The organism is Pontibacter flavimaris (genome assembly GCF_001907195.1).
Taxonomy (GTDB): domain Bacteria; phylum Bacteroidota; class Bacteroidia; order Cytophagales; family Hymenobacteraceae; genus Pontibacter; species Pontibacter flavimaris.
In genome coordinates this window covers 30,958-54,138 of the sequence record NZ_LVWA01000003.1, presented here as the reverse complement: position 1 = coordinate 54,138, position 23,181 = coordinate 30,958, and the positions used below count along the sequence as shown (strand labels likewise).

Genomic DNA, 23,181 nt, shown 5'->3' with positions numbered 1-23,181 from the left:
CTTGGTTTTGCCTAACCATTTGCTGATTCCTGCGCTATTATAGTGTATTACTTGCTTATTATATGACCCTTCACAAGTTAACACTATGCGCTCTAAAAACTTTTTACTCTACCTTACCCTCTTCCTGTCCCTGAACCTGCTCATCTCCTGCGATGACGATGATGACGGCCAACCCGAACCCACTAATACAGAGTTTATTACATCGGGCGAGTGGAAAGGCGACAAAGTGCTGCTCAACAGCATCGATGTGGCCCTGATCCCGGGAGTGGGTGAGAACGCCAATACGTTTCAGACGCTCCGCCTCACGGTACGGGAAGACAACACGTACACCGCCGTCTTCCAGGCTAATGGGCAGGAGCAGACCTACAACGGCAACTGGGAGTTCAACGCCGACGAGACAAAGGTATCGCTGGAAAACCTGGGCGAGATGAACATCGAGCGCCTGACAATGGACAACATGGACCTGACCACCACCATCAACGTCGATAACCTGAACCTGTTGGGGGATATCATTGGTGTAGACCCAAGGCTGATCCAAGCCTTCACCGGGGGCAAGCCCGTAAATGCTGAACTGAGGTTCGTGAAGTAAGGATCGCTTTACTTAGTCTATAACCAGCCCCGGCACCATTAAAGTACCGGGGCTGCTTTATTTGGATGAGCCGCTGCTCGCACAGCCCTAGCCTGCGGCTTTATACTTTCTTTTATACTTTGTGGCGGCTGCTTCTTCTGTCGGTTTATACTTTTGGGCTTAGCGCCGGGCATTGCCTCACTCTTTTTTCTCCACTTCCTTCACTTTCACTTTCACGGCATTGTCCTGTGGGCGGATACCGCGGTCCTTCACCTGGGAATATACTTGTGTAAACTCGGCCCCCAGCAGAAAGATCACAGAAGTATAGTACACCCACACCAGGATGAGGACCAGCGAGCCGGCGGCGCCGTAGGTATCAGCCAGCGGGTCGTGCTGGAAGTAGATGTTGAGAACGAATTTGCCCAGCACGAAAAGTATGGCCGTCACCGTGGCACCCACCCATACATTGGGCCAGCGGATCTTGGCATCGGGGAGCACCTTAAAGATGGCTGCGAAGATGATGATGCTGATAAGTATGGAGATGACCACATTGCCCACCGTAATGAGGTAAACGGCAATGCCGGACAGCTCCTGCCGCAGAAACTCGTTCACCAGGCCCATCACCACGTCTATCGATAGCGACACCAGCAGCAGAAAGCCCAGGCTCACCACCATCGCCAGCGAGAGCACCCTATCCACCACCAGCTTTACCCAGCCCAGCTCCGCCTTCGCCTTCACCTCCCACATGGCGTTCAGGGAGTCCTGCAGTGCGACGAACACCGTGGTGGCGGAAAAGATCATGGTGGAGACGCCAATGATAGTGCCGATGGTGGTGGAGGCGGAGCGGTCGGCGTTCTCGATGATATTCTGCACCTGCTTTGCCCCGCCCTGGCCAATGATGCCGCCAATCTGACTGGAAAGCTCACCCTGCACCGCCTCATCGCCAAAGGCAGCGCCAGCGATGCGCAGCGTGATGATGAGCACGGCAGGCAGGGAGAAAATTGTATAAAACCCGATGATGGCGGCCCAGTCGAGCGGCCGGTCCTCGCTGAACTTCTTGAAGGTGCGCTTGGTCAGGGTCCAGCCCAGTTTTAACTTTTCGTTCATGTGCCTAAAAGCTTTTTACCTGTTGCTAAAGAGGTGTAAGCTCCTATGTACGGCACTTTCAAAACTACGATACCCCTGCTGCTACCCCTCCAGCTCCAGCCGGGCCAGGTAATTCCCTGCATCACCCTGCTGCAGGACCTCAAACGTATACCCGTGCCGTAGCGCGTAATCCTCCAGGATGGCCGCATCGATGAAGAGCCAGTCGAACCAGCCGCTTTCCTGCTCTTTATACTTCATGTTGTACTTTACCTCGCCGTAATAGCCGGCGTTCAGGTCCAGTATCACCGAGCCGTCCTCTTCCTCATACATGTACAGGATGTCGGCTGACTCCAACAGGATCTGTCCGCCCGGTGCAAGCAGCGTTTTGGCGTGCTCCAGGAACCGGTCCAGCCCCGGCAGCGAGCCCGCAAGGCCGATGCCATTCATCAGCATCAGCAGGGTATCATACTTAGCGCCCTCCAATTTATAAACATCCTGGTGCAGCACCTGCCTTATCCCCTGCCGCCGCATAGCCTCCACGGCCCCTGCCGACACGTCCAGCGCCGTGGCGTTTACCCCGCGCTGCTGCAGTGCCAGGGTATGGCAGCCGGCACCCGCACCCACGTCCAGCACGGCTCCGCGGCAGGCGTCCAGGGCCTGTTGCTCTAGCTCCGGCATTTCCGCTTCCGTGCGGAAAAGGTAATAAACCGGAATCACATCCTCCTCCGTCAGGTTACTTTCCACTATCACCTCAGCGTCTTCGGCACCGGCCATATAATCCAGCACAGCCGTGCCTATCGGGTCATTTTTCATGCGTATGTATGGTTCTATGGTGCAATTTCGGAACAATCAGCTCCCGCACCAACAGGTTTTATACTTATCGTATGATAAAGTATAAACCGATGCATTCAAAATTCAAGGCATCAGGAGTTTACATTAAATTAAGGCGTCGCTATATTGCATATGTGACGAACTTCTGTAGCTTTAACATCTGTTTTTGAACGAAGTTGCCCTGTCAGCAAATGCACTCAGCTAAAACCTGCTTATGAATCCGAAACTGGAAGCCAAATACCTGCGCCTGGAAGAACTGAGGAACCGCCTGCTGGACGAGTTGGCCGGCCTGGACGATAACCAGCTGAATGCATTCCCTGCCCCGGGCAAGTGGAGCATCAACCAGCATGTGGCGCACATGGTCGTGGTGGAAGAACGCGCCCTGAACAACATACGCTATAAGCTGCAGCGGCAGGAGGAACTGCAAGATATAAGCATGGCGCAGGAGGCCAAGGCGCTGCTACTCAAGCTGGCCCTGCACTCGGGCCGCAAGTTCAAAGCACCGCCGCTGGTGGCTTCGGTGCCCGAGACCTGCCACCTGCCGGAGCTGCGCCAGCAGTGGGACAAGGCCCGCTTTGAGCTGGAGGATGAACTGACCGGCTTCCCCCCGCAGTTGCTGGACAAAGGCGTATTCAAGCACCCGATTACCGGCTACCTCACCATCAGCCAGACCCTCACCTTTTTGCAGGACCATTTCATCCACCACAAACGTATTTTACAGGCTCAGAAAGAGGTTCTGGTAAAGTAATTTCTTTTATACTTCTGCAGTATAGGTTATACTTTGATGTTAAAGACAACCGATGAAAGTTCTATAATTAATTCCTCTGAGTTAGAACGTTAGCACCTGTGATAGAAAACAGGTTATCCCCATCACCACCTCCCACCCGTACTTCAGTATTTCCACACAATTGCGGGGCGCTCCCTCAACCAAAGTATAACCCGCATCCTCCTCCCAAAGTATAAAGCCTGGTACGGCAGCAGGTAAAAAGTATTGGTATGGAAGATCATCATCTGGGGGTGGATTATGGCTCGAAGCTGGCCGGCACCACTACCGCGGCCATGGTGCAGCAGGGTGTGCTGCAGGTATGGCAGAGCGAAAAGGGGAAAGATGCCGATGCATGGCTGCGCGACCTGGTTCTTCGGCTGAAGCCGCAGGTGGTGTACATCGATGCGCCGCTCACGCTCCCCAAAGTCTACAGCATGGAGGCTTATACACCGGACTCCGACTTCTTTTACCGCCAGGCCGATCGCGAGGTGCAGGCCATGTCGCCGATGTTTATTGGCGGGTTAACGGCACGCGCGATAAGACTAAGGACACAGCTCGCCGCCAGCGGGATAGCTCTGCTGGAGACATACCCTACCGAGGCGGTTCGGTTGTTGCTGCCCCAACTACAGGGATACAAAAAAGACCCCGCCGCCCTTCCGGCTTACGCGGAAATGCTGCAGGGTCTGCTCCCCTATAACTTCCAGCAGCCGCTCCAAAACTGGCACCAACTGGACGCCATACTTGCCTGGCTGTCAGGGCACAGGCACAGCCTTGGGAAATCCATACTTTATGGGGATGCCCGTGAGGGCCGCATCATCGTGTGAGGCGTTCCTTACAGATCGGCGGCTGTCTCGAGGGTGTGGAATTCCATCTGAAGGGCCTTTATCTTCACCTCCGAATCCGTTGGGATGTTGCCGCTGATCTCGTTTTTGCGCTCGTTTAGCTTATCTAGCACCTGCTTGGCCATTTCCCAGTCCTCGTTGGTCCAGTTCTCTTTCTGCGCCCGCACATTTTCCATGAAGGTAATGTATACTTCCCGCACGTTGTTTTCGTCGATGCTGTCGGCGTCGGCCCACTGCCCCAGCAGGCTTTGCTCCCACTCCGCCAGACCCTCGCCGGTTAAACTGCGCTGGTACTCCTCGTCGGCATCCTGAAACTCCTGCTTCAGACTCTGGTAGTCCTGCTGCAGTTCGGAGGAGAAGTTCTCCTGCTTGCGGTCCAGCTCCTCCGTGCGGATCTTAAAGTCCTCGCGGGCACGCTTCCAGTCCTCCTCCGTACGATCGGCTGCGTTGGAGGTGGCATTGCTCACCCAGGCCCTGAAATCCCCCAGATCATCTTCTACCTGCTGCTCCTTGGTAGCGGAACAGGAGCTCATTACCATTAGCAGGCATGTAGTGAAAAGTAATGGTGTTAGAATTCGAAATATCCTCTTCATGTTTTATCGCTGGTTTAGTAAGGTTGTGTCCTTCTGTACGGAAAATTACCTATATAAGATATTAAAAATCAACGCCGAGTATTCACTATCATAAACCGTAGCTTATGGCATGCACAAGACAGCAGGCAAAAACAGGAACTTAAAAAGATTACAACCCTCTCCTTAGTGGTGCGTAAGAAAGAACAGGAACAAAATTATAGAAAATAAAAGTATAAGGATATTTATACTTCTAGCGCTTCACCCGCCAGCATCGCCCACAGGGGCACCGACTGCAATAGCTTATACTTCGAGTATGCATTAATACCGCACAAGTGAAGTATAAGCTATTTACTTTTGGCCTCCAGCACCAGGCACTGGCCGCTCAACGCCATAAACCGCAGCACCAGTTTAGTATCGGTCAGCTCCCTGACCTCCCAGCGCGGCAGCATCGTGCTAAGTATAGACCGGCCATCCACCTGCCTTGTCTGCATACGTATCGCCCCGCTGGAGGCATCCAGTTCCCACCGCCCTTCCTCTGTGCTCCCCGCATCCTGAACTCCATAATGACGGGTTAAGGTATAGGTACCATTGGTCCGAAAGGTCAGTTCTGCTTTTTCGTGTGGCTGCACCGGCTCCAGCTCTCCTCTATGAGCATAAAACTGCTCACGCAACGCCCAAGTTTTGGAGAGCATGGCCACGGTATCTGCCTGCTGCACCTGGAAAGCTGGAGAAACAGGGCCAAACTTTGGAGGCGGGTTTGCAGTAAGAGTGAGGAACAAAATCAGTGTTGCTAACATAGATCAGCTTAATTGGCTTACACAAGTTAACTTACGCAAGACGAGGATTTTGCGTGCAAGCGTTGCTAGAAAAATGAGAAATACCGAAGCAAGACAAGAGGAGTTTATGCGGGAGGCGATCAGCCTTTCGATCGAGAAAATGCGGGAGGGCTACGGCGGGCCTTTCGGGGCGGTGATCGTGCGCAACGGCGTCATTGTGTCCCGCGGCTATAATAAGGTGCTGCACACCCACGATCCCACCGCGCACGCCGAGATGGAGGCCATCCGGGCGGCAACCCAAGCCCTGGGCACGCACGACCTCTCCGACTGCGAGATGTACGCCAGTTCCCAGCCCTGCCCTATGTGCCTGGGCGCGATTTACTGGGCCAGGCTGAGCAAAGTATACTTTGGCAACCGCCACGAAGACGCCGCCCGCATCGGCTTCGACGATTCCTTTATTTACGAAGAGCTGGAAAAGCCCATAGACCAGCGCCGCATCCCGATGGTGCAGCTCCTGCCCGAGGAAGCCCGGAAGGCTTTTGAGGCCTGGGAGCAGAAGGAAGACAAGCAGCCTTACTGAGTTAGAGAGTTAGAGAGTTAGAGAGTTAAGGTATACTTTATACTTTGAGATGAAGTGCTAAAAAACGACAGGTTATACTTTAGAAGTATAATAAAACCGCTGGCCATACTTTTGAGGGTATAACCAGCGGTTTTTATTTTGCTGCCCGGCTTCTACACGGAGCAGCTCATTTGTCTTTTGTTAAACAGTCCTTTGGCTGAGGGCTAGCGCTGCTTCATCATGTTGGCCAGGTTGCCGAGGCCGCCGCGCTTGCCGGACATCTTGTTCATCGAGCGCATCATCTTGCGCATGTCGTTGAACTGCTTCATCAGGTTGTTTACCTGCGTGATGTCGGTGCCGCTGCCTTTGGCAATGCGGGCACGGCGGCTGCCGCTGATCATATCCGGGTTCTCGCGCTCCTGCGGCGTCATCGACTTGATGATGGCCTCGATCGGCTTGAAGGCGTTCTCATCGATCTCCACATCCTTCAGGGCCTTGCCAACGCCCGGTATCATGCCTACCAGGTCCTTGATGTCGCCCATTTTCTTGATCTGCTCCAGCTGCGTGAGGAAGTCATCGAAGTTGAACTGGTTCTTGCGGATCTTTTGGTTGATGCGCTTGGCTTCATCCTCGTCGAAGGCCTGCTGCGCGCGCTCCACCAGTGAGATCACGTCGCCCATGCCCAGGATACGCTGCGCCATACGGTCCGGGTAGAACAGGTCCAGCGCCTCCATTTTCTCACCGGTAGAGATAAACTTGATCGGTTTCTCCACCACGGCACGAATCGAAAGGGCCGCACCACCACGCGAGTCACCGTCCAGCTTGGTCAGCACCACGCCATCGAAGTTAATGCGCTCGTTAAAGGTCTTGGCCGTGTTCACTGCATCCTGGCCCGTCATGGAATCCACCACAAACAGGGTTTCGGTTGGCTTCACGGCCGCTTTGATCTCGGCTATTTCTTTCATCATCGCCTCGTCCACGGCCAAACGGCCGGCGGTGTCGATGATCACGACTTTCTTATGCGTTTTCCGGGCGTGCTCTACGGCGTTGAGGGCAATCTGCACCGGGTTCTTATTCTCCGGCTCGGTATAGGCCTCCACGCCCACCTGCTCGGCCAGCACCTGCAGCTGGTTACTCGCCGCTGGGCGGTACACGTCGCAGGCAGCCACCATCACAGAACGACCCTGTTTTTTGATGTAATTGGCCAGCTTGCCCGTGAAGGTGGTTTTACCAGATCCCTGCAGACCGGAGATGAGGATAATGGCCGGTTCGCCCTTCAGGTTGATGTCCTGCTTCTCGCCGCCCATCAGCTCGGTCAGCTCCTCGTGCATGATCTTCACCATCAGCTGGCCCGGCGACACGGCGATGAGCACGTCACGGCCAAGAGCCTTCTCCTTGATGTTGTCGGTGACAGTTTTGGCAACTTTATAGTTTACGTCGGCATCCACCAGGGCGCGGCGCACCTCTTTGATGGTGGCGGCTACGTTTATCTCGGTAATGCTTCCCTGGCCTTTCAGCGTTTTAAAGGCGCGGTCTAACTTGTTACTTAAATTATCGAACATGTTCTTTTCTGGATTTACCTACAAAAATACGGATTATCAGGAAAACTTACTACTTTATTGTACGGCATCGGCCCGGACGGTTTTTCCTGTCTCAGAAGTATAAAGACAACAGCAGCTTTTCGGGCGCGTAAAGCCATTATCGGAATGATTAATTCCCTATATTTGACAACGAATGCATTGTGCCTATTGCCTTGAAAGAAACTGACCAAACCGATATACTCTACATTTCCTATTACTGGCCGCCCTCCGGTGGGCCGGGCGTGCAGCGTGGGCTGAAATTCTGTAAATACATGCCCCAGTTTGGCGTGCACCCAACCGTGCTCACGGTGGACGAGAAACAGGCCTCCTACCCGCTCCTGGATGAAACCTTCTCCCAGGAAGTTCCCGAGGGGCTGCAGGTTTATCGCACCGCCACCTCAGAGCCCTTCGAGTACTACAAAAAACTTTCCGGCAAGAAGGAGATCCCCTACAGCGGTTTTGCCAACCAGCAGTCAAAAGACACGCTGGTAGATAAGCTGTTCAAGTTTGTGCGTGGCAACCTGTTTATTCCTGACGCCCGCGTGGGCTGGAACAAGCATGCTATACGCAAGGCAGACGAGTTGTTGCGGGGCGGCAAGTATAAAGCTATCCTTACCACCAGCCCGCCGCATTCCACGCAGCTCATTGGCCTGAAGCTGAAACAAAAGTATAACCTGCCCTGGGTAGCCGATCTGCGCGACCCCTGGACCAATATCCACTACTACGACCAGTTGTACCACACGCCCCTTGCCAAACGGCTGGACGAAAAGTATGAGCGGCAGGTGCTGGAGCAGGCGGATGCCGTGATCGTGACAAGTGAGGACACCAAACGCCTTTTCCTGAACAAGCCGGCAAGTATAGACGGCCGCAAGATTCACGTGATTCCGAATGGTTACGACGGAGCCGATTTCGTGTATCAAAGCAATCCTCCGAAAAACGAGTTCATCATCACCTACACGGGCACCATCACCGAGCAGTATAACATCGATGTATTTCTGAAGGTGCTGGCCCACATGCTGACGGTACACAGCGAGATCAATTACAAGCTGCGCTTCGTGGGCAAGGTGTCGGAGGGGATGAAGAAGCGGATTGAGAAAGCCGGTGTGCTGGGCATCACGGAGTTTATACCGTACGTGCCGCACCAGGAGGCCATTAAGTACATGATGGAGAGTACCGTGCTGTTCCTGGCCATCGCCGACGTGGAGAACGTGTACGCCAACGTACCGGGCAAGCTGTTCGAATACCTGGCCTCCAATAAGCCCATTATCGCGCTCGGGCCGGTGCACTCCGACATGGACCGCATCATCGACGAGTGCGGAGCGGGCCGCCTGTTCCACTACACCGCCTACGACCTGATGCTGGACCACATGAACCAGTGGAGCAAGGCCTGGAAGATCAACCCCAACCTGGATTTGCCCTACATCAACCACTCCCGCTTCTCGCGCGAGGCGCTGACGGAGGAACTGGCGAAGGTAATCAGGAAGCTGGTGAAGAAGTAATCTGCCACATCCTGTCATCTCTGGCATAGTCCCACTTCGCCATTGAGTTAGTGAGAGTATCGTTTGTATATTTAATACTTGTTATACTTCTCGCTGGGTCAGGCAGAACGCTGCCAAGTATAAACATCCCGGGAGACGGCGACTCAACCAAAGCCGGTACTCTTTTTAAGTATAATTCCGGACACTTCTACCCGTGCACCCTTCCGTTAAAATAAGTATCTTGCAGCAGGATTGGGTGACCATTTTGCACCCAAAGTATAAAGCAAAAAACGTAGGATGGCATTAGACCTTAACAACAAGGCTATATTGGTTACGGGCGGCACGGGCTCGTTCGGAAAGAAATTCGTGGAGATGGTGTACGCCCGCTTCCCGAACGTGCGAAGAGTGGTGATTTACTCCCGCGACGAGCTGAAACAGTTCGAAATGTCACAGGTTTTCCCCCACAGCAAGTATAATTCCATCCGTTATTTTATTGGCGATGTGCGCGATGGAGACCGCTTCAAGCGCGCCTGCGAAGGCATCGATATTATTGTACACGCCGCTGCCCTCAAGCAGGTGCCAGCCGCCGAGTATAACCCCATGGAGTGCATCAAAACCAACGTATTAGGTGCCGAGAACGTGATAAACGCCGCGCTGGACTGCGGGGTAAAAGATGTAGTAGCGCTCTCTACCGACAAGGCCGCCGCGCCGATTAACCTGTATGGTGCTACCAAATTGTGCTCTGACAAGCTTTTTGTGGCTGCCAACAACATGCGCGGCAAGCGCGATATCCGCTTCTCAGTGGTCCGTTACGGCAACGTGATCGGTTCCAGGGGCTCCGTGGTGCCGTTCTTTCTGAAGAAACGTGCCGATGGCGTACTGCCCATCACCCACCCCGACATGACCCGTTTTAACATCTCGCTGGAGGAAGGCGTTGAGATGGTATTCCATGCCCTGGATAAACACTGGGGAGGCGAAATCTTCGTTCCAAAAATCCCTTCTTACCGCATCACCGACGTAGCTGAGGCCATCGGCCCTGACTGCGAGCAGGAGGTGGTGGGCATTCGTCCGGGAGAAAAACTGCACGAAGAGATGATCACCGAAACCGACTCGCTGAACACCGTGGAACTGGAAAAGTACTACGTTATACTTCCGTCTACCCCGATCTGGAGCACAGAAGATTTCCTCAAAGCCCACAACGGCAAAATGACCGAGCTGGGCTTTAAGTACAACTCCGGCACCAATACCGAGTGGCTGACGGTGGACGAGCTGCGCGAGCAGATCCGTCAGCACGTAGACCCAAGTTTTAATGTGTAATGATTAATGATGAATGACTAATTCTCATTTTATTACATTTAATATTATTCATTACTCATTCTTGATTATTCATTAAAAACATGAAGCCCATCCCTTACGGTCGCCAGCACATTACTGAAGACGATATTGCGGCGGTAGTGGAAACCCTGCAATCCGATTTCCTGACACAGGGGCCGAAGGTACTGGCGTTCGAGCAGGCATTTGCTGCTTATGTAGGCGCCAAGTATGCGGTAGCCTGCTCCAACGGCACGGCAGCGCTGCACCTGTGCACGATGGCCCTGGGTGTGAACGGGGCGTCAAGAGTCATCACCACACCCATTACGTTTGTGGCCTCTGCCAACTGTGTGCGCTACTGCGGCGGCACCGTAGAGTTTGCCGATGTGGACCCTGCCACTGCCCTGCTGGACATCAACAAAGTGCGCCAGCTGCTGGAGAGCAAACCCAAAGGGTATTATAATGGCATCATCCCTGTTGATTTTGCAGGAAATCCCGTGAACCTGGAGGAGTACCGCCAGCTGGCCGACGAGTACGGCCTCTGGATCATTGAGGATGCCTGCCACGCGCCCGGAGGCTATTTCATCGACAGCAAAGGCCAAAAGCAATTGTGCGGTAACGGAACATATGCTGATCTGGCCATCTTCTCTTTCCACCCGGTGAAGCACATTGCCACCGGCGAGGGCGGCATGGTTACCACGAACAATGAAAAGCTGTACCAGGAACTGCTCAAACTGCGCACCCACGGCATCACCCGCGACCCGGACCTGATGGAGGAAAACCACGGTGGCTGGTACATGGAGATGCAGGAACTGGGCTACAACTACCGCATTCCGGACATGCTCTGCGCTTTGGGCATCTCGCAGCTGCACCGCGCTCAGGCCGGCCTTGCCCGTCGCAGAGGCATCGCCAAAGTATACGACAAGGCATTTGAGAACCACAAAGGCATTACTGTGTTAGGCACCAGCCCCGAGGCACTTGATGGCGAGGGAGAAACCGGCCACGCGTACCATTTGTATGTGATTCAGGTGGAAGACCGCAAAGGCCTCTACGATTACCTGCGCCAGCACAACATTTTCGCGCAGGTGCACTACATCCCGGCCCACACCATGCCCTACTACCGCAACCTGGGCTACAATAAAGGCGATTATCCCGAGGCTGAAGGTTATTATGCCGGCTGCCTGAGCCTGCCCATGTACCCAAGCCTAACGCAGGAGGAACAGGAATTCGTGATTGAGAAGGTGGAAGAGTTTGTAGGGTAGTGAAAGTAATCGCCATCATACCGGCCCGGGGAGGCAGCAAGCGGATTCCAAGAAAAAACATCCGGGCTTTTCTGGGCAAGCCGGTCATAGCTTACTCCATCGAAGCTGCGCTGAACTCTGGTTTGTTCGACGAAGTGATGGTCTCCACTGACGATGCAGAGATCGCGGACGTGGCAGTGAAGTATGGTGCGAAAGTACCTTTTCTGAGAACTCCCGGAACTTCCGACGACTTCGCCACCACTGCTGCCGTACTTAATGAGGTACTGCAAAAGTATGAACAAGCGGGCAGGCAATTCGATCTGGGCTGCTGCCTTTACCCTACCGCTCCATTGGTGGGGCAGGCCGCTTTGGTGGCTGCTTACGAACAGCTTACCGCCAACAATTACGACACTGTTTTCCCGGTGGTAAAGTATAGCTACCCGATCTGGAGGAGCCTGAAAATGGAGGAAGGAAAGACCATCATGAACTGGCCGGAGCACCTGACCAGCCGCTCCCAAGACCTGCCAGCCGCCTACCACGATGCCGGTCAGTTTTACTGGTTTCGCGTGGATAGATTTCTGCAGCAGCAAAGCCTTTTCACCCAAAACTCTGGCGCTGTAGAACTGGAAGAGCTTGAGGTGCAGGACATCGACAACCTGACAGACTGGAAACTGGCCGAGCTCAAGTACCAATTGTTAAACCCGTAAGGCTATGGAAGGTAAAACCCGCATCATTTTCCGTGCCGACGGCAACAGCCAGATTGGATTGGGCCACGTAGTTCGCTCGCTGGCCCTGGCCGAAATGCTGCGCCATGACTTTGAATGCGTGTTTGCCATACAGGCACCTGCCCCCGAATTGCAGCAGCAGATCAGGCAAACATGCGAAGGCGTTATCATACTTCCGACCTGCCACCACAGCGAAGAAAGATTCATACATGAGTTGGATGCTTATATTGCCGAGGACGTGCTGGTGGTGCTGGATGGCTATGGCTTTAACACAGCCTACCAGCAAAGTATAAAGCGCAAAGGCTGCCCGCTTTTCTGCATCGACGATATCCACCGTTATACTTTTGTGGCAGATGCCGTCCTGAACCAGGCTGGCGGCGTAGAGTCGGCAACGTATAAAACGGCACCTTACACCAAACTTTTACTGGGTCCGAAGTATGCGCTGCTACGTCCTCCTTTTCTGCAGGCAGCCACACAAGAAAGGACTTTCCCTACCGGTGAGGTGCGCGTGTTTCTGAACCTGGGCGGGGCCGATCCGCAGAACCATACCTTACGAATAGCCAGGGAATTACAGCGCATCCAACGTATAAACAAGGTAGAGCTAATTGTTGGCAGTGCCTACCAGCACCTGCCCGACCTGCAGAATTGGCTGCAACAGAATCCAACGTGTCGCCTGCATCAAAATTTAAGCGCCGAGGAGATGTGCCGGTTAATGCACGACTGCGGCATAGCGATCACCTCTGCCAGCGGCGTGGCCTACGAGTATGCTTCCGTGGGCGGGTTGCTGTTTATACTTCAGACAGCGGATAACCAGGAAGGGCTTTATACTTTCCTGACTCAAAATGGTCTGGCGCAAAAGTATGAACAGCTACCCCAAAGTATAAATGATGAGCTGCCTAGTGCATTTGAGCAAATAGTTGCAAACCAGCGCCAGCATTTTGATGGTAAGTCTGGTGAAAGGCTGCGGGAAGTGTTCCGTAACATGGCACTGGCGGCAAGCCTATCCATGCGCGAAGCTACTGCCGACGACCTGCTGCTGCTCTACGACTGGGCCAACGACCCGGTAGTGCGCAAACAATCCTTCAACCCGAACCCTATACTTCTAGAGAGCCACACCCGCTGGCTGTACACAAAGCTGGAAGATAAGCAGGCGAAACTTTATATTGCAGAGGCGGCAGGCGTGCCGGTCGCCCACATCCGATTTGAGCTCCGAGATGGAAAAGCCATTATCAGCTACCTCATCGGCTCCGATTTCAGGGGAAAAGGGCTTGGGCATGTGATCCTGCAGAAAGGCGTGGCAATATTACTGCAACAAAACCCTGCTCTGGAACTGGTGGAGGGATTGGTACAAAAAGAGAATAAGGCTTCGGTGAGAGCCTTCGAGAAAGCAGGTTTCAGCTATGGTACGCCCGATCCGAAGTTTCCGCAGGCGCATCGGTTTGAATTGCGCCCACAAAGTATAAAGTAAGTATAACATGATCCAGGATATTACCATTGCGGGCCGTTTGGTTGGCCCAACGCATAAGCCATTCATCATTGCAGAGATGTCGGGCAACCATAACCACTCGCTGGAGCGTGCGCTGGCCATTGTGGATGCCGCCGCCGATGCCGGTGCCGACGCCATCAAACTGCAGACCTATACCGCCGACACCATGACGCTGCCCGGTGCCTTTACCATTGAAGATGAAAATTCGCTCTGGAAAGGCCGCGAGCTTTACGACCTCTACAAAGAGGCCTATACACCCTGGGAATGGCACCAGCCTATCTTCGACAGGGCCAAAGAACGTGGCCTGATCGCCTTTTCTTCACCTTTTGATGAATCTGCCGTGGATTTTCTGGAAGAACTGGGGGCACCGGTCTACAAGATTGCCTCTTTCGAGAACACCGATCACCCGCTACTGCGCAAAGTAGCTGCCACTGGCAAACCGGTGATCATGAGCACTGGCGCTGCCACGCTGACGGAATTGGACGAGGCCGTCCGCGTGCTGCGGAAGGCCGGCTGTGAGCGGTTTATACTTTTGAAATGCACCAGCACCTATCCTTCTACCCCAGCAAATACGAACCTGGCCACCATACCGCACATGCGTGCGTTGTTTGATGTACAGGTGGGCCTATCGGACCATACGATGGGCGTGGGAGCCGCTGTGGCTGCCGTGGCCTTGGGCGCAACGGTTATCGAAAAGCACTTCACTTTGTCAAGGGCCGATGGCGGCGTGGATTCCGCTTTTTCGCTGGAGCCGCAGGAACTGCAGGCGCTGGTGGTGGAGTCGGAAAGGGCGTGGCAAGCACTGGGGCATGTGCAGTATGGCGTGCAGCGCGCAGAGGAGAAAAGCCGCCTGTTCAAGCGCTCTGTCTATGCAGCAAAAGACATCGCTGCCGGTGAGGCGCTTACCAAAGAGAACATCCGGGTGATTCGTCCGGGCCTGGGCCTGGCGCCCAAGCACTACGAAGAACTGCTCGGAAAGCCTGCCGCAGTAGCCATTAAAGCCGGCACCCCGCTAACCTGGGACATGGTGTAGCCCATGAAAGAATGGTACGCCCTCTACAGCAACATCCTTCACCTGCACTTCTCGGAGGGGTTTTACAAGCTTCCGGAAAGTGCTAAGGCTGCCGTTTCCCCTACCTCACCTGTAAAGCGACTGCTTAAAATGGCAGGTTATACGGTGATGCGCCTGATCGGTAATCTGTTTAAAAAGGTAGAGCAACCGGAAAAGCTACATGGCAAAATATGGCTCTACGTGGTCAGCCAGAATAATTACGACAGTTTATACTTCTTGAAAGAGGGTTTGCCGGATGCAGTTTTCGTGGCGGGCCAGAGCAAGAACATTGGCAAGTATAACCAGGCGGTGGAACGTATTTCGTTGCGCCGCAAAATTTTATACTACCACAAGTTTTTCCCGCTATACTTTACATTTCTAAAGTATAAAAAGCTGAGCACCCAACGCTTTATAGATGTGCTCTACGATGCCGTTGGCTTTTACGAAGTATACTTAACCAAACTGCAAAAGTATAAACCTGCCGCCATCGTATTTGCCAACGACCACAACGCCGATGCGCGTGCCATGCTGCTGGCAGCAAAAGCCGCTGGGATTAGAACAGTCTATATCCAGCATGCCAGCGTAAGCCCCATTTTCCCGCCGCTGGGGTATGATATGAATCTGCTCGAAGGGCAGGATGCGCTGGATAAGTATAAACTCTGCGGGCCGGTAGAAGGAAAGGTAGAACTGATCGGCATGCCCAAAGCGGATGCTTTTGTCCCATACCGCAACCACAACCAAAGTATAAAACGCATCGGCATAGGCTGTAATTTGATGGATGATGTGGCGGAGGTGGAGAAAGTGGTAAAAGCCTTAGCCACAAACCTTCCGGAACTCAAGATCATCGTCCGCCCCCACCCCCGCGACACGCGCAACTTTGGCAAACTCCAAAGTATAAGCCCCCAAATCAGCCTCTCCAATGGCCGCTCGGTGCCAACGTTTGACTACCTGCGCCAGATCGACGTCCAGATCAGCGGTAACTCCGGCATCCACCTGGAGGCGGTGCTGCTCAACGTCTGGTCTATCTTCTACGATTTCAACCCGAAGCACAAGTTGGAGGATTATTACGGTTTTATACAACATGGTTTGATTGATACCGCGGCAGGTCCGGAAGAAATGGTGAAGCTACTCGCGGCGCATCGCGCAGATAAGCCCACTGTGGTTGCGAGAGCGCAGTACTATAATGCAACTGTTGCTACGGCACATGACGGCAAAAGCTCAGCCATCGCAACAAACCTGATAGCAAAGTTTATTCATAAATAGAAAATTCTGAATATATTTAACAAGTGATTCGCTCTATTTTCTATTTACGCCACTCAAAATGCCTGCATGCAAACTTATTGCTTTATCCATCCTATTTTCCCTTATCTCTACAACCCTACTACCAGCTTCCTTAAAAGCACAAGGCGCGAAGGGAGCAATACAGCTGGATGGCATCAATGACTATGCTGATTTCGGAAATAATAACAGGGGTATCACTGACCAGCTTACTGTTGAAGCCTGGGTCAGAACAGATTCTTACGGGCACCACCACATACTTACAAAGTATGACCGGGACGCTGAGAATGGTTTTCAGTTACTCATCCAAAATGGGAAGGCTTGTTTAGCAGGCAGAGATGGTTCTGGCAACTACCGGAGCTCAGGTTATTCCTCTACTATTGTAGCAGACAATAACTGGCACCACCTGGCAGGCGTGGTAGTTAATGGTACCTGGATGATTTATGTTGATGGAGTGCTAGAAGGCAAGGTGGAGACGGGCTATCCGAACACCATCTTAAGCAGCAATGAAAAGCTTTTACTCGGCAACTATTACTATGTTTTTCTTGGGAATCACTTTTACAAAGGCCAGGTGGACGAGGTTCGCATTTGGAAAAAAGCACTGACTGAAGAGCAAATAAGGCAAAATATGTGCAGCACGCTCCCTGCCAATGCTGCCGACCTAGTGGCCTATTTAAAGCTAGATAACCTGAGCGAAGGCGTAGTGGTGGACCATAGCTCGTTAAAAATGAATGGGAGGCTGGTGAACACGACACCGGCTGTTGCTGGCGTTACCTCGGGCGCCCCGATAGGCGACAAAAGTGTTTACCGGTACCCCAAAAAATGGGATTCGTCTCTGGAGTTGGTATCCAACGAGGCTAATTTCTCTGTCGCAGGTGTTGACCCGGCAGTACAGGGCTTCCATTTGTATACGGTCCAGTCCCCTCCTGCATCAACCAACGGCATCAAATCTCCTGAGAAAGTAAAGGAGTACTTTGGCCTGTTTAAAGTAGGTGCGGCGGGGCAGAAGTATAAAGTACACTTCAGGCAGGCTGGCTCGGTTTGCGGCGGCGCTCTGTTCCGCCGGCAGGACAACACCGCAGGCACCTGGAGCCAGGTAGCTGACACGGTAGCGTCTCCTCTTATGCTTTATACCTCATCCGCCAACTACGGAGAGTTTGCCGTAACCCCTGTTACCGCCTCTCCCATCTCCATCAGCGGCCCCGGCAGCGTGTGTGCCGGATCTACAGCAACCCTTAGCGTTACAAATCCTGATCATGGGCAGATCGTGTGGAGCACCGGAGACAAGACCCCAGAACTTACGGTCACGAAAAGCGGCACCTACTGGGCAGAGGTAACCACGGCCGGCGGCTGTACGACAAGAGATGAACTAACGGTTATGTTTGAAGAAGAACCTGGCATCCTGCTTCCGGGAGAGGCGTTTGTCTGCGAGCGTGAACCCGTGCAGTTAGACGCCACCACAGAAGGCGCCACCTACAGCTGGAGCAATGGGCAGGTAACACCAAGTATAAAAATTAGCGCACCAGGCATTTATACGGTTACCATTACGCGGGAGAACTGTGCCTATGTGAAAGATATTGTCGTTTCCGGCGATGAATGCCCCATCATCCCCAACATCATCACGCCAAATGGCGATGGGAAAAATGATTCCTTTGTCGTAAACGGAGTGGTAGGGAATACGCTGGAGCTGAAAATTTTTAACCGCTGGGGAAAATCTGTTTACCACTCCGACCGTTATGACAACAGCTGGTCGGCTGCCGAAGTACCGACTGGTGTGTATTATTACCAGTTAACTAGCAGCCGCACCCAAAAAGTGTACAAAGGCTGGCTCGAAGTCATAAAATAAGCATTTTGTACATCTACGACTATACTTTACAGCATTTCCACCTCCTCTACCCCAAGGCAAAAAACCTAGCGTTTAACTACGGCGCAGGCGGTGAAGCCAAAATCACCATCAAGAAGTATAGCGGCAGCTTTTTCGAGAAAAAGCGTCCTCGTCCGCAGCAGGTTTTCTGGAAGGAGTGGCGCGGGGAGAAACTGCCTTTCTTTTTTGAGGAGGACGATCAGGCCGAACTGATCACCTACCACCCTGACGGTTCGGCAAGTATAAACTACGACATCGTGGCCTCAGCCTTTTACCTGCTCAGCGGCTGGCAGGAGTACTACGGACCCGAGCGTGATCGCTTTAAGCGCTATACTTACAAAGCCAGCGTGCAGGCAAAGTATAACTTTGTTACCAAACCTGTGGTGAACTACTACTTTGCGATACTGCGCGAGGTGATGGAACGGGTGTACGGCGTGGCGCTGCAACACGACCACTGGGGCAACAACAGCCTGGCCACCTGCCTCACCTGCGATGTGGACCGCCTGCACTCGGCCTGGCGCGTAGCGGGCAGGCAGCTGCTGTTCCACGCCAAAGGGCTGGACCTGACAAAGGTGCTGCTGCAAAAGGCAGTGGGCAAGGATGCCTGGAACAACCTGCCCGAGGTCATGGCCACCGCTGAAAAGTATGGCGCCAAGGCTACCTTCTTCTTTTTGCCAAGTAACCAGCGCTACAACGGCCACCCCAACGCCGACCATGACCTCACCAAGCTCAAGTACCAGCACCTGATGCAGAAAATCTTGGAGCACGGGCATGAAGTGGCCTTGCACGGCAGCTTCGGAACGGCCAACGATTTGGTACAACTCAAGCAGGATCGGAGCAAACTGCCGGTGCAGCCCCAGGGCAACCGCTTCCACTACCTCTGCTACCAACCCGAAACCACGCCGCAGGTGCTGCAGCAAAGCAACCTGGCCTACGACAGCACGCTGGGCTTTTCCGAGCACTTCGGTTTCCGCAACTCCTACTGCCACCCCTTCTATCCTTTCGATTTCCAGAACCGGAGGGCGCATACGTTTCTGGAGCTCCCCTTGATGCTGATGGATGCCACGCTTTACGACGTGAACTTCATGCACCTGACACCGCGGGAGGCGCTGGAGAAAGTACAGCCGATGCTCCAGGAAGTCGTGAAATTTAAAGGGCTGTTCACACTGCTGTGGCACAACGAGAATTACTCCCGCTACACTGAGTATGCTGTGCCAAAGGGAGAACCGGGCTGGCGCGAGGTTTTGGAGAAAATCTTAAAGCAGCTAAAATCGGCTGGCTCTACGTTTTATACTTGTGCCGAAGCAGCCGCTGTGGCAAAGGGAAGTTCTCACTCATAACTAATACCTAACAACCACCAACTAATACGCCGGATTTGCTATTTTTGCGGTTCACCCTGTGTAGCCCATGAGCAGAACCTTACAGCGCGAAGGAATCTGGAACACCACCATTTCGTATGCCGGCATCCTGATCGGGTATGTGAACACGGTGCTGCTCTTCCCCAATTTCCTGGACGAGACCGAAGTGGGCCTCACGCGCCTGCTTTTATCTATCTCGGTGATGTATGCGCAGTTCTCGGCCCTGGGCTTTGTGAACATGAGCGTGCGCTACTTTCCCTACTTCCGTGATCCGGAAAAGCAGCACAACGGGTTCCTGTTCCTATTGCTGTCGGTGCCGCTGCTTGGGTTTATACTTGCCACGGCTGTTTTCCTGCTCTTTAAACCGTTGGTGGTTGAGTACTACATCGAGAACTCGCCGCTCATCATTGATTACTATTATTACCTGATCCCGCTGGCGCTGTTCACGCTGCTGTTCAACATGTTCATGGCGTACCTGCGCTCGCTCTATAAAACTATTGTTTCCTCCTTTGTGCAGGATTTCCTGCTGCGCCTCCTCACTACGGTGCTCATCAGCGTGTATGCCTTGGGGGTGATGGAGTTTCAGACCTTTGTGCTGCTCTACATTGCGGTAAACTCGGTGGGGGCACTGGTGCTGGCGGGCTATACTATCTACCTGAAGCAACTGCACCTGAAGCCCTCGCTGGCCGTGATGCGCATTGTTCCGCTCCGCGAGCTGTTTTACTACGGCTTCTTTACCTTGCTGGGCAGCATTTCCACCACCATCATCACCACAGTAGACCAGGTGATGATTTCCTCCTACAGCCTCTCCGATAACGGCATTTATACCACCGCCTTCTTTATAACGAGCGCTATCCTGGTGCCGGGCCGGTCCATACTTAAGATTGCGCATCCGCAGGTGGCTGAATTCTGGAAAGAGCGGGACATGAAAGGGATGGGTACCCTCTACCAGCACGTCACCATGATTAATCTGATTGTAGGGCTGCTGCTCTTTATCGGCATTTGGGCCAATATTGACAACCTGTATGATTTTATGCCCGAGAGCTACCGCGCCGGAAAGTATGTGGTGCTGTTCCTGGCGCTTGCCCGTTTGGTAGACCTGGCGACCAGCCTGAACGGAGCGATCCTGGCCACCTCCGACAAGTATAAATGGGATCTGGGCTTTAACGTGGTGCTGGCCGGCCTGACCATCTGGACGAACTGGTACTTTATTCCGCGCTACGGCATCGAGGGGGCGGCCTTCGCCTCCATGCTTTCATTGGTGACGATGAACCTGGCGCGCCTGCTTTTTGTGAAGTTCATTTACCACATCCAGCCCTTTACCTGGCATGCCTTGGCGATCACAGCCATCGCGGCGGCCACGCTGGGCGCCTCTTACCTGCTGCCCTACCTCGGCAACGTCTTCCTCGACATCCTGACGCGCTCACTGCTGATCACGGCCATTTACCTGGGCCTGGCCCTCAACCTGAATATCTACCCCGAAATGAATGCCTGGCTGCGCAAAGTGATCTTCGGCATCACCGGCTGGAAGATTTGATTGCTGGTTGCTGGTTGTCTGAATCAGGATTCAATGCTGTACAGGATTCATTCGTTCACTTATTCAGAGTTCTTTAACTCCCGAGTTCTCTTATGTTAAAATTGAATGGCTTGCGCCTATTGACGCTCTCGCTCGCCTCTGGCGAGTGTGAGCGTCAATAGGCGGCGTCCCGCCGCTAATAATACTGCAAAAAGTATAAAGGGCCCGGAGGCCACCCTATTACGCACACTCGCCAGAGGCGAGCGAGGGCATAACTTTCTAACTTTCTAACTTTTAACTTTCTAACACTCTACCTCCCAAACTCCCTAACTTTTCTGCTTAACATAACTTAGCACATGCTGACAAACGTAAGCCAGCTGGTCCTCCTTAAGCTCCGAGTGCATGGGCAGCGACAGGACGCTCTGGCTCAGCAGTTCTGCCACTGGCAAATCGCCGGGTTTATACTTACCGGAAGTATACTTTTCCAGCAGGTGCAGCGGCTGCGGGTAATAAATGGCGCTGGGTATGTAGTTATCGTGGAGGTGCTGCTGCAACCCGTTGCGCAGTGCTGGCGCTACCTTTATCGTATACTGCTGGTAGGTATGGGAGCTGTACGAGGCGCGGTGCGGGGCCTGCACCAGTTTGGTTTCGGCAAAGGCGTTGTCGTAAAAGCGGGCAATCTCCTGCCGCGCCTCGTTGTACTCGTCCAGGTACCTGATCTTTACGTCCAGCATGGCCGCCTGCATATTCTGTAGTCGTGCGCTGAAAGTATACTTTCCGCCCATGCCGTTGCTGACGATTTGCTGCAGGCGCTCCGCCAGCTCCGCATCGCTGGTAAAAACAGCGCCACCCTCGCCGGAGTCTGCTGAAGGTTTGGTTGGGTAAAAGGAAGTATAGCCTATATGCCCGATGGCGCCTGCCTTTTGCGCTTTTTCATCCGGCCCGACATACACTGCACCCAGCGCCTGGGTAACATCCTCCACCAGCCAGAGTTCATACTTTGCCGCCAGCTCCGTGAATTCCCGCATCGGGGCACACTGCCCAAACAAATGCACAGGCACTATGGCAGCGGTAGCCGAAGTTATCACCCGTTCTGCAGCAGCCGGAGAAAGTATAAAAGTTTCAGGATCCACATCAGCAAAAACAGGGACTAGCCCTAGCTTCGTGATGACCTCAGGCAAAGCCGCATAGCAGAAGGCCGGGAGAATGACCTCGGCACCGGCAGGCACTTGCAGCGCCAGCAAGGCCAGCTCCAGGGCGTCGGTTCCGCTGGCGCAGGGTACGGCGTGCTGCGTTTGCAGGTAGGATGCTATACTTTCGGCAAACTCCTGTTGCTGCGGTCCCTCCTCCATCTGCATGCTGTTCATCACGGTGCTGAAGGCGGCATCCAGTTCGGTTTTCAGCTTGGCGTACTGGGCTTTGGTGGCGGTCATTTTTATATCTTCCATGGGCTTTTTCTTTTGGAGTGATGTAAGGCAAAGATAGGTATTGCGGTCGGCAATTCGGAGCTTATCCCTTGCGGCTAAGGAGTTGTCGTCACATCTGTAGTTTGCAACCCCGGTTAAAGCGGGCCGTTTACCTAAGCAGTAAGACCTATGTAGCAATGTATAAATGTAAGTATATTCTGTTGGTATGCGTATTGTTGCTTTGCTCCTGTGGCGGCAGAGACTCTGAGAGTGCTGCAGGCGAGCAGGAACTTGCCAACTACCGCAACTATGTCACCAGGTTTGAGCAGGATAGCCTCAGCGACTCAGAGCTGCGTGCTCTGGCCCTTGCCGAAAATAGCTCCACGACCTGGCAGACCGAGAAAGAGAGCCTGCTGCAGGCCCATGAGGGGTATAGGGTGCAGTTGGAGGAGAACCTGGAGCACCTGACAGAACAGCAGCGTGCAGAGGCCGGGCAACTGGACCAGCGTTTCAAAAACGCGCTGGAGACGCGGGAGCACCAGTTTCTGGACGCCAGCCACCGCTACGAGCTGCGACAAGATCTTTTAGGATTGGATATAGAGGATGATGACCTGAGCGAAGTGACGGCAGAGAACATTGGCCCGACCTATAGCCGTTTCGTTTCAGGGATAAAGGAGCATGCAGCAAAGTATGAAAGCCGCGATTGGCTGCTGATCGCCGGCTGGTGGAGCGCCCTCAACAGCCGCTACCGCTCGGTGGAAGGCGACGTATCAGAGCAGGTGAAGAAAACGGTGCAACAGGCGCAGAAACAGTATCAGGAGGTGGTACCGAAAGAGGATACAGCCAAACAACAAACAGAAAAGCCCCAGCAACAATAACATGTGGCT

At 53.5% G+C, this 23,181-nt stretch carries 21 protein-coding genes; 15 read left to right on the top strand and 6 right to left on the bottom strand.

The features are described from left to right. Positions 1-85: 85 nt before the first annotated feature. A complete protein-coding gene (locus A3841_RS02490) occupies positions 86-589 on the top strand; it encodes a hypothetical protein (protein ID WP_073850748.1) in 504 nt (167 codons plus the stop codon). Positions 590-766: 177 nt separating this feature from the next. Here A3841_RS02490 and A3841_RS02485 read toward each other — a convergent pair whose 3' ends face one another. Together A3841_RS02485 and A3841_RS02480 are read right to left on the bottom strand one after the other, a co-directional pair. Further along, on the bottom strand, positions 767-1,675 hold the full coding sequence (locus A3841_RS02485) for a YihY/virulence factor BrkB family protein (RefSeq protein ID WP_073850747.1): 909 nt from the start codon (positions 1,673-1,675) through the stop codon (positions 767-769). An 81-nt stretch (positions 1,676-1,756) separates the two neighbouring features. Then, positions 1,757-2,467 (bottom strand): class I SAM-dependent methyltransferase, encoded by a 711-nt coding sequence (locus tag A3841_RS02480; protein WP_073850746.1) that lies wholly within the window; start codon positions 2,465-2,467, stop codon positions 1,757-1,759. Between the two features lie 232 nt (positions 2,468-2,699). Here A3841_RS02480 and A3841_RS02475 point away from each other — a divergent pair, with 232 nt between their 5' ends. Together A3841_RS02475 and A3841_RS02470 are read left to right on the top strand one after the other, a co-directional pair. Further along, a complete protein-coding gene (locus A3841_RS02475; RefSeq protein WP_073850745.1) occupies positions 2,700-3,233 on the top strand; it encodes a DinB family protein in 534 nt (177 codons plus the stop codon). A gap of 248 nt (positions 3,234-3,481) precedes the next feature. After that, positions 3,482-4,075 carry a DUF429 domain-containing protein gene (locus A3841_RS02470; RefSeq protein WP_073850744.1) on the top strand — a complete coding sequence of 198 codons (594 nt, stop codon included), beginning with the start codon at positions 3,482-3,484 and terminating at the stop codon, positions 4,073-4,075. A gap of 8 nt (positions 4,076-4,083) precedes the next feature. Here the strand turns inward: A3841_RS02470 and A3841_RS02465 are convergent, their stop codons facing one another. After that, positions 4,084-4,626: a hypothetical protein gene (locus tag A3841_RS02465; RefSeq protein ID WP_235861262.1), complete on the bottom strand. Its 543-nt coding sequence runs from the start codon at positions 4,624-4,626 to the stop codon at positions 4,084-4,086. Between the two features lie 383 nt (positions 4,627-5,009). Then, entirely contained in the window at positions 5,010-5,462 is a 453-nt protein-coding gene (locus A3841_RS02460; RefSeq protein ID WP_073850742.1) for a hypothetical protein, read from the bottom strand. A gap of 73 nt (positions 5,463-5,535) precedes the next feature. Between A3841_RS02460 and A3841_RS02455 the strand changes: the two genes are divergently transcribed. Then, complete coding sequence (locus A3841_RS02455) at positions 5,536-6,021, top strand: nucleoside deaminase (RefSeq protein WP_073850741.1); 486 nt, start codon at positions 5,536-5,538, stop codon at positions 6,019-6,021. Between the two features lie 203 nt (positions 6,022-6,224). Here the strand turns inward: A3841_RS02455 and ffh are convergent, their stop codons facing one another. After that, complete coding sequence (gene ffh, locus A3841_RS02450; RefSeq protein WP_073850740.1) at positions 6,225-7,562, bottom strand: signal recognition particle protein; 1,338 nt, start codon at positions 7,560-7,562, stop codon at positions 6,225-6,227. Positions 7,563-7,753: 191 nt separating this feature from the next. Here ffh and A3841_RS02445 point away from each other — a divergent pair, with 191 nt between their 5' ends. The 10 genes from A3841_RS02445 (at position 7,754) to A3841_RS02400 (ending at position 20,909) form a co-directional block, all read left to right on the top strand. Continuing rightward, the gene (locus A3841_RS02445) at positions 7,754-9,079 is read left to right on the top strand and encodes a glycosyltransferase family 4 protein (protein ID WP_073850739.1); all 1,326 of its coding nucleotides are present in this window, start codon (positions 7,754-7,756) and stop codon (positions 9,077-9,079) included. Between the two features lie 276 nt (positions 9,080-9,355). Further along, positions 9,356-10,375 carry a UDP-N-acetylglucosamine 4,6-dehydratase (inverting) gene (pseB, locus tag A3841_RS02440; protein WP_073850738.1) on the top strand — a complete coding sequence of 340 codons (1,020 nt, stop codon included), beginning with the start codon at positions 9,356-9,358 and terminating at the stop codon, positions 10,373-10,375. Positions 10,376-10,455: 80 nt separating this feature from the next. Continuing rightward, positions 10,456-11,631, top strand: a complete 1,176-nt coding sequence (gene pseC / locus A3841_RS02435) for a UDP-4-amino-4,6-dideoxy-N-acetyl-beta-L-altrosamine transaminase (RefSeq protein ID WP_073850737.1) — start codon at positions 10,456-10,458, stop codon at positions 11,629-11,631. Further along, the gene (gene pseF / locus A3841_RS02430; protein ID WP_073850736.1) at positions 11,631-12,317 is read left to right on the top strand and encodes a pseudaminic acid cytidylyltransferase; all 687 of its coding nucleotides are present in this window, start codon (positions 11,631-11,633) and stop codon (positions 12,315-12,317) included. The genes pseC and pseF overlap by 1 nt, the downstream gene beginning before the upstream one ends. Positions 12,318-12,321: 4 nt before the next feature. Then, positions 12,322-13,803, top strand: a complete 1,482-nt coding sequence (pseG, locus tag A3841_RS02425) for a UDP-2,4-diacetamido-2,4,6-trideoxy-beta-L-altropyranose hydrolase (RefSeq protein ID WP_073850735.1) — start codon at positions 12,322-12,324, stop codon at positions 13,801-13,803. Positions 13,804-13,810: 7 nt separating this feature from the next. After that, on the top strand, positions 13,811-14,854 hold the full coding sequence (pseI, locus tag A3841_RS02420) for a pseudaminic acid synthase (RefSeq protein WP_073850734.1): 1,044 nt from the start codon (positions 13,811-13,813) through the stop codon (positions 14,852-14,854). 3 nt (positions 14,855-14,857) lie between these two features. Further along, entirely contained in the window at positions 14,858-16,135 is a 1,278-nt protein-coding gene (locus A3841_RS02415) for a glycosyltransferase family protein (RefSeq protein ID WP_083610160.1), read from the top strand. 58 nt (positions 16,136-16,193) lie between these two features. Beyond that, the gene (locus A3841_RS02410; protein ID WP_073850733.1) at positions 16,194-17,996 is read left to right on the top strand and encodes a LamG-like jellyroll fold domain-containing protein; all 1,803 of its coding nucleotides are present in this window, start codon (positions 16,194-16,196) and stop codon (positions 17,994-17,996) included. 5 nt (positions 17,997-18,001) lie between these two features. Next, on the top strand, positions 18,002-19,354 hold the full coding sequence (locus tag A3841_RS02405) for a polysaccharide deacetylase family protein (protein ID WP_073850732.1): 1,353 nt from the start codon (positions 18,002-18,004) through the stop codon (positions 19,352-19,354). 67 nt (positions 19,355-19,421) lie between these two features. Beyond that, complete coding sequence (locus A3841_RS02400; protein WP_073850731.1) at positions 19,422-20,909, top strand: lipopolysaccharide biosynthesis protein; 1,488 nt, start codon at positions 19,422-19,424, stop codon at positions 20,907-20,909. A gap of 305 nt (positions 20,910-21,214) precedes the next feature. Here the strand turns inward: A3841_RS02400 and A3841_RS02395 are convergent, their stop codons facing one another. Then, complete coding sequence (locus A3841_RS02395; protein WP_073850730.1) at positions 21,215-22,336, bottom strand: DegT/DnrJ/EryC1/StrS family aminotransferase; 1,122 nt, start codon at positions 22,334-22,336, stop codon at positions 21,215-21,217. A gap of 155 nt (positions 22,337-22,491) precedes the next feature. Between A3841_RS02395 and A3841_RS02390 the strand changes: the two genes are divergently transcribed. Then, a complete protein-coding gene (locus tag A3841_RS02390; RefSeq protein ID WP_139307865.1) occupies positions 22,492-23,172 on the top strand; it encodes a hypothetical protein in 681 nt (226 codons plus the stop codon). Positions 23,173-23,181 lie beyond the last annotated feature (9 nt).